At 68.3% G+C, this 12,340-nt stretch carries 11 protein-coding genes; 4 read left to right on the top strand and 7 right to left on the bottom strand.

Annotation, left to right across the window (positions count from 1 at the left end):
- Nucleotides 1-115: 115 nt before the first annotated feature.
- Genes ACCD06_RS22750 through ACCD06_RS22760 form a run of 3 tightly spaced genes read right to left on the bottom strand, consistent with a single transcriptional unit; the run spans nt 116 to nt 4,042 of the window.
- Nucleotides 116-1,207 carry an ABC transporter ATP-binding protein gene (locus ACCD06_RS22750; RefSeq protein ID WP_136702683.1) on the bottom strand — a complete coding sequence of 364 codons (1,092 nt, stop codon included), beginning with the start codon at nt 1,205-1,207 and terminating at the stop codon, nt 116-118.
- A gap of 17 nt (nt 1,208-1,224) precedes the next feature.
- Entirely contained in the window at nt 1,225-2,652 is a 1,428-nt protein-coding gene (locus ACCD06_RS22755) for an amidase (RefSeq protein ID WP_413343701.1), read from the bottom strand.
- A 10-nt stretch (nt 2,653-2,662) separates the two neighbouring features.
- Complete coding sequence (locus ACCD06_RS22760) at nt 2,663-4,042, bottom strand: aminotransferase (RefSeq protein ID WP_413343703.1); 1,380 nt, start codon at nt 4,040-4,042, stop codon at nt 2,663-2,665.
- 215 nt (nt 4,043-4,257) lie between these two features.
- Between ACCD06_RS22760 and ACCD06_RS22765 the strand changes: the two genes are divergently transcribed.
- From ACCD06_RS22765 to ACCD06_RS22780, 4 genes are all read left to right on the top strand, one after another.
- Complete coding sequence (locus ACCD06_RS22765) at nt 4,258-5,196, top strand: transketolase (protein ID WP_413343705.1); 939 nt, start codon at nt 4,258-4,260, stop codon at nt 5,194-5,196.
- Entirely contained in the window at nt 5,193-6,188 is a 996-nt protein-coding gene (locus ACCD06_RS22770) for a transketolase family protein (RefSeq protein WP_109155609.1), read from the top strand. Before ACCD06_RS22765 ends, ACCD06_RS22770 begins: the two co-directional genes overlap by 4 nt.
- Before the next feature lie 61 nt (nt 6,189-6,249).
- Nucleotides 6,250-7,563 (top strand): aspartate aminotransferase family protein, encoded by a 1,314-nt coding sequence (locus ACCD06_RS22775; RefSeq protein ID WP_413343707.1) that lies wholly within the window; start codon nt 6,250-6,252, stop codon nt 7,561-7,563.
- A 104-nt stretch (nt 7,564-7,667) separates the two neighbouring features.
- A complete protein-coding gene (locus tag ACCD06_RS22780; protein WP_247871112.1) occupies nt 7,668-8,345 on the top strand; it encodes a GntR family transcriptional regulator in 678 nt (225 codons plus the stop codon).
- 25 nt (nt 8,346-8,370) lie between these two features.
- Here ACCD06_RS22780 and ACCD06_RS22785 read toward each other — a convergent pair whose 3' ends face one another.
- From ACCD06_RS22785 to ACCD06_RS22800, 4 genes are read right to left on the bottom strand one after another with little or no spacing between them, the layout of a single operon-like run.
- Complete coding sequence (locus ACCD06_RS22785) at nt 8,371-9,117, bottom strand: SDR family NAD(P)-dependent oxidoreductase (protein WP_109155612.1); 747 nt, start codon at nt 9,115-9,117, stop codon at nt 8,371-8,373.
- A complete protein-coding gene (locus ACCD06_RS22790) occupies nt 9,114-9,917 on the bottom strand; it encodes an ABC transporter permease (RefSeq protein ID WP_136702679.1) in 804 nt (267 codons plus the stop codon). Before ACCD06_RS22790 ends, ACCD06_RS22785 begins: the two co-directional genes overlap by 4 nt.
- 30 nt (nt 9,918-9,947) lie before the next feature.
- The gene (locus tag ACCD06_RS22795) at nt 9,948-11,198 is read right to left on the bottom strand and encodes an ABC transporter permease (RefSeq protein WP_413343710.1); all 1,251 of its coding nucleotides are present in this window, start codon (nt 11,196-11,198) and stop codon (nt 9,948-9,950) included.
- A 25-nt stretch (nt 11,199-11,223) separates the two neighbouring features.
- The gene (locus ACCD06_RS22800; protein WP_247871110.1) at nt 11,224-12,282 is read right to left on the bottom strand and encodes an ABC transporter substrate-binding protein; all 1,059 of its coding nucleotides are present in this window, start codon (nt 12,280-12,282) and stop codon (nt 11,224-11,226) included.
- Nucleotides 12,283-12,340 lie beyond the last annotated feature (58 nt).

Here is a 12,340-nt window from a genome sequence, read left to right on the forward strand (position 1 = left end):
TGTCGCCTTCGGTGCCGGCCGTTTCAGCCTCGATGCCCGCCGCTAATGCCGGCAAACCCAACCGACGGTGCGGAGGCGCCACGGCGCCTCCCCCGCTGGCCAGATCTCGATCCGCTTAGGGACCGACCGGCAGCGCGATGGCGTCGGCCGGTCCCCATTCCATCTGATAACGGCCGCCCGGGCGCACATGCTGGTGGTCGGCGTTGTTGGGAATTTTCGCGACCAGCCCGGCGGCCGGACCGTCCGCCAAGTGCACGCGAATGTGGTCGCCCAGATAGATCAGTTCGGCAACATGGGCGAAAAGACCCTCCCCTCCGGCCTCACCAGCCGGCGCCAGCCGGACCCGCTCGGGCCGCAGCGACACGGTGACAGAGGCCCCGGCCTCCAGTCCGGCGGCAACACGGGCCTGCACCACCGAACCGCTCTCCAGCTTGACGGTCCCACTGTCGCCCTGCCGGTCGACCAGCACGCCGGACAGCCGGTTGTTCTCGCCGATGAAGCCGGCGACGAAAACGGTGGCCGGCTCCTCATACAGTTCCGCCGGCGTCGCCAGCTGCTCCACCCGGCCGCGGTTGAAGACGGCGATGCGGTCGGACATGGTCAGCGCCTCCGCCTGATCATGCGTGACATAGACCATGGTCACGCCGAGACGCTCATGCAGATGCTTGATCTCGAACTGCATGTGTTCCCGCAGATTCTTGTCCAGCGCGCCCAGCGGCTCGTCCATCAGCACCAGATCCGGTTCGAACACCAGCGCCCGCGCCAGCGCCACCCGCTGCTGCTGCCCGCCCGAAAGCTGGGACGGACGGCGCTGCGCCAGCGCCCCCATCTGCACCATGTCGAGCGCGCGGGCCACCCGCTGCTCCGTCTCCGCCCGCCCCATCCGCCGCACCTTCAGCGGATAGGCCAGATTCTCGGCGATGGTCATGTGGGGGAACAGCGCGTAGTTCTGGAACACCATGCCGATGTTGCGGCGGTGCGGCGGCACATTCTGGATCGGCTTGCCGGCCACACGAATTTCGCCGCGCGACGGCGCCTCGAACCCCGCCAGCATCATCAGGCTGGTGGTCTTGCCGGAACCGGACGGCCCCAACATCGTCAGGAACTCCCCCTTCGGAATCGACAGGTCCAGCCCCTCGATTACCAGAGTGCGCCCGTCATAGCTTTTCTGGACGCCGGAGAACTCCACAAATCCTTGGCTTTCCATGATCTTACCCTCCAGGATCAGGCGGCGTGGACGGGCGGGCGACGGTCCCGCCAGGGGCGGGTGCGTTCCAGTTGGCCGGCGAGACGGAACAACGTCGCCTCGTCACCTGCTCGGCCGGTGAACTGGGAACCGACCGGCAGCCCCTCGGCATTCCAGGACAGCGGAACGCTCATCGCCGGCAGGCCGGCCATGTTGGCGAAGGTGGTGAAGGCCAGGAACTGCATGAAGCGGTCCATCGCCGCCTCCCCACCATGCAGTCCGGCATCGAAATGGCCGAGCTTCGGCGGCGGAGAACCCAGCGTCGGCGTCAGCCACACATCGTAGCGTTCCAGGAAATGCCCGAGGATGCGGGAGAAGCCGTGGAACCAGCCGAGATCCGTCACGTAATCCGCCGCCAGGATGCGGCTGCCACGCTCGAACAGATATCGGTTGAAAGGCTCGACCTCTTCCGCCAGCGCGGCGGGGGAGCGGTTGGTGGCACGGCCGATGCTCCACAGGCTGCGCGTGGCTGTCATCGACCAGAAACGGCGATAGGTGGATTGATATTGCTCGGCGTCGAAGACCGGGGCGGCGATCTCCACGTCATGACCGAGCTCGGCACAGAGACGCGCGGTGTCGCGCACCGCCGCCACGCAATCCGGATCGACGTCGGTGCCCAGCAGCGACTGGTCGGTGACGGCGATGCGCAGGCGTCGGGGCTCGCGGCCGACCTGCGACAGGAAGCTGTCCGCTGGCGGCGCCGCGCTGTAGGGATCGCCAGCCATCGGCCCCTGGGTGGCGTCGAGCAGGGCCGCGCTGTCGCGCACGGTCATCGTCACCACATGTTCGTTGACGATGCCACCCAGGCTGTCGCCCAGGTCCGGCCCCATGGTGATGCGTCCCCGCGTCGGCTTCAGCCCGAACAACCCGCAGCAGGACGCAGGAATGCGGATGGAGCCAGCGCCGTCGCCGCCATGGGCCGCCGGCACCATGCCGCCCGCGACCGCAGCCGCGGCACCGCCGCTCGACCCGCCGCTGGAGCGTCTCGGGTCCCACGGGTTGCGGGTCGGGCCGAACAGCACCGGCTCCGTCGTGCCGAGCGTGCCGAACTCGCACAGGTTGGTTTTGCCGACCGTCAGCAGGCCGGCGCGACGGTAGCGCGCCATCAACTCGCTGTCATGGTCGACGACAGCACCGGCCAGCAGGCGGGAAGCGCCGGTGGTTGGCGTGCCACTGACGTGGCAGTAGAGATCCTTGATCAGGAATGGCACGCCGGCAAAGGGGCCGGACGACGCCTCCCCCGTCTCCAGCGCGGCGCGCGCTTGGTCGTAGAGCGGCAGGATCACCGCGTTCAGCACCGGGTTCACCGCCTCGATGCGCGCGATGGTGGCGTCGAGCAGCTCGGCGGCGCTGAGTTCGCCATCGCGGATCAGGCCGGCTTGGTCGATCAGGTCGAAATATGGCATGGCGCATCCCTCAGGCGGCGAGGCTGTCACGGGACAGCGTGTCGGCAACGTCGTCCAGCGCGGCGCGCAGCCGCTCCACCAGCGCGTCGATCTGAGCGGGTTCGATGACGTAGGGCGGGCAGAGCGCGATGTTGTCGCCCATGTTGCGGATGATCGCGCCGTGGGCGAGGCAGCGCCGCTCGACCTGGGCGCCGACCCGCAGCGCGGGATCGAACTCGCGGCCGGTCGCCGGGTCGGCGGTCAGGCCAATGCCGGCCAACAGACCGACGCTGCGGATCTCACCGACCAGCGGGTGCCCGGCCAGCCCCTCGTCCAATGCGGCGCGCAGATGGGCGCCCAGCCGGCGGGCCCGGCCGACCACGTCGATCTCGTGATAGATGCGGATCGCCTCGGTCGCGACCGCCGCCGACACCGGATGGCCGGAATAGGTGAAGCCGTGGCCGAAGACGCCGATCTCCGCGCTCTGGTCGGCGACCGTCTGATAGATGCGGTCGCTCAGCGCCACCGCGGCGATGGGGATGGCGCCCGACGACAGTCCCTTCGCCATCGACATCATGTCCGGCAGGAAGCCGAAGGTCTGGCTGCCGAACCAGTTGCCGGTACGGCCGAACCCGCAGATTACCTCGTCGGCCAGCAGCAGGATGTCATAACGGGCCAGCACCGCCTGGATTTCAGGAAAATAGGTTTCCGGCGGCAGGATCACCCCGCCCGCCCCCATCACCGGTTCGGCGATCATCGCCGCGATGCTGTCGGCGCCTTCCGCCTCGATCAGCGCCTCAAGTTCGGCCGCCAGCCGCGTCGCGTAATCTTCCCTGCTTTCGCCCAGTTCCGCATGGCGGGCATGGTTGGGGCAGGCGGTGAAGACCACGCCCTGGTCCGGCAGGTTGAAGGCGCGGTGCATGTGCGGCAGGCCGCTGAGTGCCGCACCCATCACCGTGCTGCCGTGGAAGGCACCGGTGCGGCTGATGATCTTGCGCTTCTCCGGCCGTCCGCGCGCGGCGTTGTAGTACCAAGCCAGCTTCACCATGGTGTCGTTGGCTTCCGACCCGGAATTGGCGAAGAAGATCTTGCCGCCCTTGATCGGCGAGATGGCCGAAATCGCCTCGGCCAGCGCCACGCAGGCGTCGTTCGTGCGGTGGTTGAAGGTGTGGTAGGTCGCCAGCGTCCGCATCTGGCGGGCGGCGACCTCGGCCAGCCGCGCCTCGTCGAAGCCGAGAGACGCACACCACAGCCCAGCCATCCCCTCGATATAGCGGCGGCCGGATTCGTCCATGACATGGACGCCGTCCCCCCGCACCAGGGTGAGCGGGCCACGGTCCTCGTGGGCGCGGGCATTGGTTTGCGAATGCAGATGCAGGTCGATGTCCAAGGCACGAAGGGCGTTGGTCATGGGATCGGCTCTTCCTGATTGCGGGAATTGGGTGAGGAGAGCGCTGACGGCGTTCCAACCGCGGACTTGGCTGGGGACTGGGTCGGAAGGAGCAGCAACGTCGCACTTGCCATTCCCAACTTGTATCTTATAAGTTATAAGTTGTCGAGGGCAATTCGGCGCGCCCTTGGACCCCATCGCCTACGATCCAGCGCCGATCCGCTGACAGGATGACCATGCCAACGACCGCCATTGCCGGACCGGCGCCCGACCCCATGGGCGCCGGCCGCCCCCTGACGCCCGAAATCCTGACCCCCGAAACCGTCGCCCATCTGGAGGAACGCGCCCGTCACGTTCGGCTGGAGACGATCCGGCTGATCGCCATCGCCAAGGTCGGCCACTATTCCTCGACCTTCTCCTGCGCGGAGCTGTTCGCGACGCTCTATTACGACGCCATGCGCCTGCGGCACGGGGAACCGCGCTGGCCGGACCGTGACCGGTTCCTGATGGGCAAGGGCCATGCCGCGGTCGGGCTTTACCCGCTGCTGGCCGACTGGGGCTTCTTCCCGAAGGAACTGCTGGACGGCTACACCCGGCTTGGCAACCCGCTGGGTGACCACCCGGACATGACCAAGGTGCCGGGGGTGGATTTCAGCTCCGGCTCCATCGGTCACGCGCTGTCCGCGGGTCTCGGCATGGTGATGGGCGGCCGGATGCTTGGCCAGCGCTTCGACGTCTATGTCATGCTCGGTGACGGCGAGATGCAGGAGGGGCAGGTGTGGGAAGCGGCAATGGCCGCCGCCCACCAGAGGGCCGGCAACCTGATCGCCATCGTCGACCGCAACGGCTACCAACTCGACGGCCAGGTGGACGAAGTGATGGGAATCGAGCCGCTGGCCGACAAATGGCGCGCCTTCGGCTGGGAGGTGCATGAGGTGGACGGCCACGACGTCGCCGCCCTCGCCACCCTGTTCCGCCGGCTGAAGCAGGACGAGGCGCGTGAGACGCCCGCCTGCATCATCGCCAGGACGCTGAAGGGCAAGGGCGTCGGCTACATGGAGCGGGAGGCCGGCTGGCACCTGGGATATCTGGCTCCGGAGGACGAGGCCGCCGCCATCGCCGAGATCATGGGGCAGGCCGCCGCCCGCACCCGTTTCCAGGGAGACGCCCGATGACAGCCGCCGACACTCTCACCGGACCGGTCAATCCCGGCAGCTGGCAGTACCGGCAGCTCAACTCCCGCGCCCCCGGACTGTCCTATCTGTCGGACGCGCTGTCGGCGCTGGTGGCGGACGGCCACCCGGTGATGGCCGGGACCGCCGACCTGCAATATTCCAATGGCCTCGCCCGCTTCGCCGCCCGCCATCCCGACCGCTTCATCCAGTTCGGCATCTCGGAGCAGAACATGGTGTCGGCGGCGGCCGGCATCGCCACCACCGGCGTGATGCCCTTCGTGGCGACCTTTGCCTCCTTCCTCGGGCTTTTGTGCTGCGAGCAGATCCGCATGGACGTCGCCTATTCCGCCCTGCCGGTGCGGCTGATCGGGCACCATGCCGGTATCGCTCTCGGCTTCTACGGCACCTCGCACCATGCGACCGAGGATCTGGCGATCATGCGCTCCATCGCCGGGCTGACCGTGGTCAATCCGGCCGACGGGCCGCAGCTGGCCGCCGCGATCAAGGCATCGGCCGACCACCCGGAGCCGATCTATTTCCGCATCGGCCGCGGGCAGGAACCGAACGTCTATGACGACCTGCCCGATTTCCGGTTCGGCAAAGCCATCGAGCACGAGACGGGCACCGACCTGACCATCATCGCCTGCGGCACCATGGTCCACCCCTGCCTTGAAGCGGTGCGGGCGCTGCGGGCGTCCGGCCTGTCGGTCGGGCTGATCGATATGCACACGATCAAGCCGCTTGACCGCGACGCCGTGCTGACGGCGGCTGAACGCTCCCGCATCATCCTGACGGTGGAGGAGCACAACATCCTCGGCGGGCTCGGCGGTGCGGTGGCGGAGGTGATGGCGGAGGCCGGCACCAAGGCGCTGCTGATCCGCCACGGCATCCGCGACGAATACAGCCTGATCGCCCCGCCGACCCATCTCTACCGCCACTACCAGCTCGACGCCGCCGGCATCGAGACGGTCGTCCGCGACATCCTGGCCTGACACCGCCAGCCGGGACGGGCCGATCCGCCGCCCGTCCCGGCAGCCCCGACGAGGACCAATCATGCCAATCGAAAACGACAACGCCGCGCTGACCGCGCGGGCGCGGGCCGTCATGCCCGGCGGGCTGCTCAGCCCCAGCCGCCAGCTGGCGCACCCCTATGTCTTCGTGCGCGCCGCTGGCCCATACCTGTACGATGCCGATGGCAACGAGCATGTCGATTATCACTGCGGCTTCGGCGCCAACATGCTGGGACACTGCGCCGCCGCCGTGCGCGACCGCGTGACGGCAGTGTCCGAACGCATCGACCTGATCGGTGCCGCGGCGCTGGATCTGGAGATCGAGGCGGCGGAAACGCTGGTCCGCCTGATCCCCTGCGCCGATCAGGTGGCCTTCTGCAGCAGCGGGTCGGAGGCGACCTACCACGCGCTACGGCTGGCCCGCGCAGCCACCGGGCGGCGGACCGTCATCAAGTTCCAGGGCGGCTATCACGGCTGGCACGACTATGTCGCCATGAACGTGCAGTCGCCCGCCGACCGCATCGGCCAATACGACCCGGTGTGCGACGGCATCCTGCTCGACGCCGCCCGGCACACAATGGTCCTGTCCTACAACGACGCCCAGGCGGTGGAGGATTACCTGTCCGCCCATCCGGGCGAGGTCGCCGCGGTGATCGTCGAGCCGATCGGCCACAACATGGGATCGGTGATCGCCCATGATGCCTTCCTGCGCGACCTGCGCCGGCTGACCGCCGACCACGGCACCGTGCTGATCTTCGACGAGGTCATCACCGGCTTCCGCCACGCGCTCGGCGGCTACCAGTCCATCGTCGGGGTGACACCCGACCTCGCCACCTTCGGCAAGGCGGTGGCGTCCGGCCATCCGGTCGGGATCCTGGCCGGACGCGCCGACCTGATGGAACGGCTGGGGCGGACCGGCGAAGGCGCGGTCTTCATGGGCGGCACCTTCAACGGCACGCCGCCCTCGCTGGCGGCCCTCTTGGCGACCATCCGCGAGCTGGAGCGGCCGGGCACCTACGAGCGGCTGTTCGCGCTCGGCGACCGCATGCGGACGGGACTGTCGGCCATCGTGGAGCGGCTGGGGATTCCGGCGCAGCCGGCGGGCTACGGCTCAGTCTGGCTGCTCTATTTCTTCCAGGGAGCCTTCGAGCGGTACGAGGATCTGCTGCGCAACGACAACGCCACCGACCTCGCCTTCCGCCGGCGGCTGGTGAAGCAGCGGTTCATCTTCCAGCCCCTGCCGCTGAAGCGCCTCTACCTGTCGACCGCCCATGACGAGGCGCTGATCGACCGCACGCTGGACGCCATCGCGGAGACGCTGCATGCGCTGCGTCCGGCGATGCGGGTCGGCGCCTGACTTTCTGTGTTATAGCTTATAGGACGGCAGGAGGCTACGCCGCGGCGTAGCCCAAGGCGCAGCCCCTGCCGTCCGTCCGTGTGTGAGGAGATGATGTCGTGCGAATGCAGCCGATCGAACCGGGAAACCTGTCGGCGCGGTCCTATGTGGCGGTGCGCGAAGCGCTGATCGCCGGGAGCTTCAAACCCGGCCAGCGGCTGGTCATGCAGGATCTGGCGGACGAGCTGGGCACCAGCATAACGCCGGTGCGTGAGGCCTGCCTGCGGCTGGTCAGCGAACAGGGGCTGGAACTGAGATCGGGCCGCTTCGTCTGCGTGCCGGGGCTCAGCCTGTCGCGCTATCTGGAAATCCGCACCATCCGCATCGCGTTGGAAGGTCTGGCGGCGGAACTCGGTGCTACCCATGCCACGGCGGAGGATATCGCCCGCCTGACCGAGGCGCATGCCCGGTTCGACGCGGCGGAGCGCGCGCGCGACGTCAAGGCGGCACTTCAGCACAACCGCGACTTCCACTTCGCGGTCTATAGGTTGTCGGGAATGGAGATGCTGGTCGGCCAGATCGAGAGCCTGTGGGTGTCGATGGGACCAATCCTGAACGTGTTCTACAACGAGGTCGAACACGACGATTATGCCGGCGCCGACGAGCATCTGGCCTTGATCGCCGCACTCCGCGCCCATGACGGCCCCGCCGCGCGGGCCGCCATCGAACGCGACATCATCCGCGGCGGCGAGAGCCTGATCCCCTATCTCGAAAAGGTCGGCCAGTCCCTGACGCCGGCCTGACCGGCGCCAGGGCGCAGTCCTTTTCTCACTCCTCGTCCAGACCGCGCGGGGTGCGCATCCCGGCGGTCTCGCCGCCGTCGATGGTCAGGACGGTGCCGTTGACATAGCTCGACCGCTCCGACAGCAGCCAGGCGACCGCGTCGGCGACTTCCTCCGGCGCGCCGAAACGGCCGGCGGGAATGCGCTGCTCCAGACGGCGGCGCCTGATCTCCTGCGTCTTGATCCCCTGCATCATGCGGGTGTCGATCTGGCCCGGGCAGACGGCGTTGAAGCGGACCTCGTCGCCGAACTCCAGCGCCAGCGCCTGGGTCATGCCGATCACCGCCGCCTTCGACGCGCAGTAGATCGCCAACCCCTCCTCCCCGATCTTGCCGGCGACGGAGGCGACGTTCACCACAGCGCCGCGCGCCGCCCGCAGTCCCGGCAGGGCAAGGCGGGTGTACAGGAAGGCGCTGCGGGCGTTCACCGCCATCACCTGGTCCCAATCCTCCACCTGCGCCTCGGCGAAGGCGACGCGGCGCGACATGCCGGCATTGTTGACCAGCCCGTCGATACGGCCATCGCCAAGGTCCATCGCGCGCCCGACCGCAAGGGCACAGTCGTCGGGCGAGGCGACGTCTCCCCGCTGGAAGACGGCGCCCGGGCAGCGGCGGGCGAGTTCGGCGCCGGCCGCCTCATCCCGGCCAGTGAAGAGGACGGCCTGCCCCTCGCCGGTCAGGCGCTCCACACAGGCGCGGCCGATGCCGTGCGTGCCGCCGGTTACGATGATCATGCGTTGCTCCCAGGCTTTGAACCGGTCCCCCGCCCCAGCCGGGCGAGGAGGACCATGAAGACGATGGTGACGCCGACCAGCAGGGTCGACATCGCCAGGATGGACGGGTCGATGGTGTCGCGGATGCCGTCGAACATCTGGCGCGGCAGGGTCCGCTGCTCCGGCCCGCCGATGAACAGCGCCACCACCACCTCGTCGAAGGAAAAGATGAAGGCGAACAGGCCGCCGGACAGCACGCCCGGCAGTATCAGCGGCAGCGTCACGGTCAGGAAGACCCGCACCGGCGAGGCGCCCAGGCTGTAGGCCGCCCGCACCAGGGTGGTGTCGAAGTTGCGCAGGGTCGCCGTCACCGTGATGACGACGAAGGGCGCGCCCAGTGCCGCATGCGCCAGGATCAGCCCGAGATAGGACGCGGTGAGGCCGATCCGCGCGAACAGGAAATACATGGCGACGCCGCTGATCACCACCGGCACCACCATCGGCGCGATCAGCAGGCCGAGCAGGAAGGACCGCCCCGGCAGGTCGTTGCGCGCCAGCCCCAGCGCCGCCAGCGTGCCGAGCAGCGTGGCCAGCGCCATGGCGCCGGTGCCGACGATCAGGCTGTTGCGCAGCGCCGGCAGCCAGGGGCCGGACGCCGCCATCACCTTCTCGTACCATTGCAGCGACAGGCCGGGGATCGGGTAGGACAGGAAGCCGGCGGAGCTGAAGGAAATCGGGACGACCGCCAGGATCGGCCCCACAAGGAAGACCATCATCGCGCAGCAGAAGGCATAGTGGAGAACACGGGTGGGATTGGACATGGTTCGGCCTCTCTTCCGGACGCGGGGACCTCACTGGATGCCGGCGATGCGGCCGACGCCGATCAGGCGCCCGACCGTCGCGTAGAGCAGCATGATGCAGGCGAGCAGGATCGCCCCCAGCGCCGAGGACAGGCCCCAATTGATGGTGGTGTTCGCGTAGTAGGCGATGAAATAGCTGGTCATCTGGTCGCGGGCGCCGCCGACCAGGCTGGGCGTGATGTAATAGCCGACGCCGATGATGAAGGTCATCAGGCAGCCCGCCCCGACGCCCGGCAGAGTCATCGGCAGATAGATCTTGAGGAAGCCGACCGCCGGATGGGCGCCCAGCGAGGCCGAGGCCCGCATGTAGGACGGCGAGATACCCTTCATCACGCTGAGGATCGGCAGGATCATGAATGGCAGCAGGATGTGCACCATCGCGACATAAAGGCCGAAGCGGTTGAACACCAATTCCAGCGGCGCATCGACGATGCCGAGCCGGGTGAGCAGCCCGTTCAGCACGCCTTCCTTCTGCAGCACGACGATCCAGGCGCTGGTCCGCACCAGCAGCGAGGTCCAGAAGGGCAGCAGCACACAGACCATCAGCACCGACGCGAAGCCGCGCGGCAGGCTGACCAACGCATGGGCGAGCGGGAAGCCCAGCACGAAGCACAGGAGCGTGGTGACGAAGCCGATCCACAGGGTGCGGCCCAGCGTGTCGATGTAGATGCGCTCCTCCGCCGGAGCCCGCACGATGGACCCGCTGTCGTCCATCCGCAGGTCGAGCGCCGTCAGCAGGTAGTAGGGCGTCAGCGGCGGGCTGGCCCGCCGCAGCGCCGCCCAGGTGGCAGGCTCGCCCCAGCGCGGATCGATGGCGGTCAACTCCGCCGTCCAGCCCGTTTGCGGCCGGTCGATGGCCCGAACGGCGCGCGCGGTCTTGGCCAGCAGCGCCCGGTAGCCGGCGCGTTCGTAATTCAGGCGCCGGCTCGCCTCGCCCAGACGGGGTTCGCCATAGGCGGCCTTCAGGTCGCGGGCCAGCGCGGCATAGGCACTTTCGGGCGGCAGTCCCTCGCCGGTCCAGCCGCGCATTTCCGCGGCGACGCCGGGCAGCGCCTCGCGCACCTCGCCATTCTCCACCGCGTGGAACAGCATGCCGCCCAGCGGCAGCACGAAGACCAGGGTGAGGAACAGGACGAGCGGCGCGATCAGCAGGGCTGAAACCATCCGGGCCTTCGCACGCGACGACAGGGACGGCGGCGCAAGCGCCGAAGCCCCTTCCATTGCTTCTGTGGTGGTTGCCATGCGCGTCATCGCTCCTTCCTGCCGGTCATCGGGAGCGCCAGTTGGCGAAGCGCGCTTCCAACGCCTCGCCATGGTCGGCCCAGAAGGCCGTGTCGAGCGGGACCGCCAGGGCGAAATTCGCCGGGCTCGTCGGCAGGTCGGCGGCCAGCGTCGGATCGACGGCGAGGTTCGCCTTGCGGTTGGTCACGCCATAGGCGATGTGGCTGGGGAAATGCGCCTGCACCTCCGGCCGGCTGGCGAAGGCGATGAAGTGCTCCGCCGTGGCGCGGTTCTTCGCCCCCTTCGGGATCGCCCAATAATCGACGCCCAGCACCTGCCCGTCCCAGGAAAGCGCGAAGGACCGCCCGCCCTGGTTGGCCGCCGCCACCCGACCGTTGAAGGCGGCCGCCATGACCACGTCGCCGGCAGCCAGCCGCTCGATCGGCTCGGCGCCGGAAGTCCACCACAGGATATTCGGCTTGAGCCTGTCGAGCGATGCGAAGGCACGCTCCACCCCGGCCGGGGTCGCCAACACCTTGTACACCTCCTCACGCGTCACGCCATCGGCCAGCAGGGCGATCTCCAGCGTCATCTTGGCGGTCTGGCGCAGGCCGCGCTTTCCCGGCCAACGCTGCACGTTCCAGAAATCGGCCCAGCTCTTCGGTCCGTCGGCGGTGCGCGAGCGGTCATAGGTCATCACCATCGACCAGACGAAGGCGCCGACACCGCATTCGCTGTAAGCCCCGTCGATGAAATCCCTGCGGTCGCCGATCCCGGTCCAGTCGATCTTCTCGAACAGCCCTTCCTCGCAGCCGCTCAGCAGGCTGTTCTGTTCGACCTGCAGCACATCCCAGCTGACGCTGCCGGTATCGACCATGGCGCGGACCTTCGCCATCTGACCCGAATAGGAATCCTCGGTCAGTTGCACCTTGTTGGCATCGGCGAAGGGGCGGAAGAACACCGCGCGTTCGGCGTCCTGCAGCACACCGCCGGCACCGACGACGGTCAATTGCTCGGTTTGCGCGGGAGATTGCGCCAGGGCCGGCGCGGACAACAGCCCGACGGCCAGCGCGCATCCGACGATGCGCGTCGCGTGAAGCATCATGTTTCTCACCTGTTCAGAAAACTGGTTGCGGTCGGCTCTGCACCCGGTCCGGTGAACC

The organism is Azospirillum sp. CT11-132 (assembly GCF_047302835.1).
Lineage (GTDB): Bacteria > Pseudomonadota > Alphaproteobacteria > Azospirillales > Azospirillaceae > Azospirillum.

Coding starts and splice junctions, on each gene's coding strand:
- ACCD06_RS22795 (WP_413343710.1), bottom strand. CDS start 11,198: ATGGCAACCACCACAGAAGCAATGGAAGGGGCTTCGGCGCTTGCGCCG.
- ACCD06_RS22800 (WP_247871110.1), bottom strand. CDS start 12,282: ATGATGCTTCACGCGACGCGCATCGTCGGATGCGCGCTGGCCGTCGGG.
- ACCD06_RS22775 (WP_413343707.1), top strand. CDS start 6,250: ATGCCAATCGAAAACGACAACGCCGCGCTGACCGCGCGGGCGCGGGCC.
- ACCD06_RS22770 (WP_109155609.1), top strand. CDS start 5,193: ATGACAGCCGCCGACACTCTCACCGGACCGGTCAATCCCGGCAGCTGG.
- ACCD06_RS22760 (WP_413343703.1), bottom strand. CDS start 4,042: ATGACCAACGCCCTTCGTGCCTTGGACATCGACCTGCATCTGCATTCG.
- ACCD06_RS22785 (WP_109155612.1), bottom strand. CDS start 9,117: ATGATCATCGTAACCGGCGGCACGCACGGCATCGGCCGCGCCTGTGTG.
- ACCD06_RS22790 (WP_136702679.1), bottom strand. CDS start 9,917: ATGTCCAATCCCACCCGTGTTCTCCACTATGCCTTCTGCTGCGCGATG.
- ACCD06_RS22765 (WP_413343705.1), top strand. CDS start 4,258: ATGCCAACGACCGCCATTGCCGGACCGGCGCCCGACCCCATGGGCGCC.
- ACCD06_RS22750 (WP_136702683.1), bottom strand. CDS start 1,207: ATGGAAAGCCAAGGATTTGTGGAGTTCTCCGGCGTCCAGAAAAGCTAT.
- ACCD06_RS22780 (WP_247871112.1), top strand. CDS start 7,668: ATGCAGCCGATCGAACCGGGAAACCTGTCGGCGCGGTCCTATGTGGCG.
- ACCD06_RS22755 (WP_413343701.1), bottom strand. CDS start 2,652: ATGCCATATTTCGACCTGATCGACCAAGCCGGCCTGATCCGCGATGGC.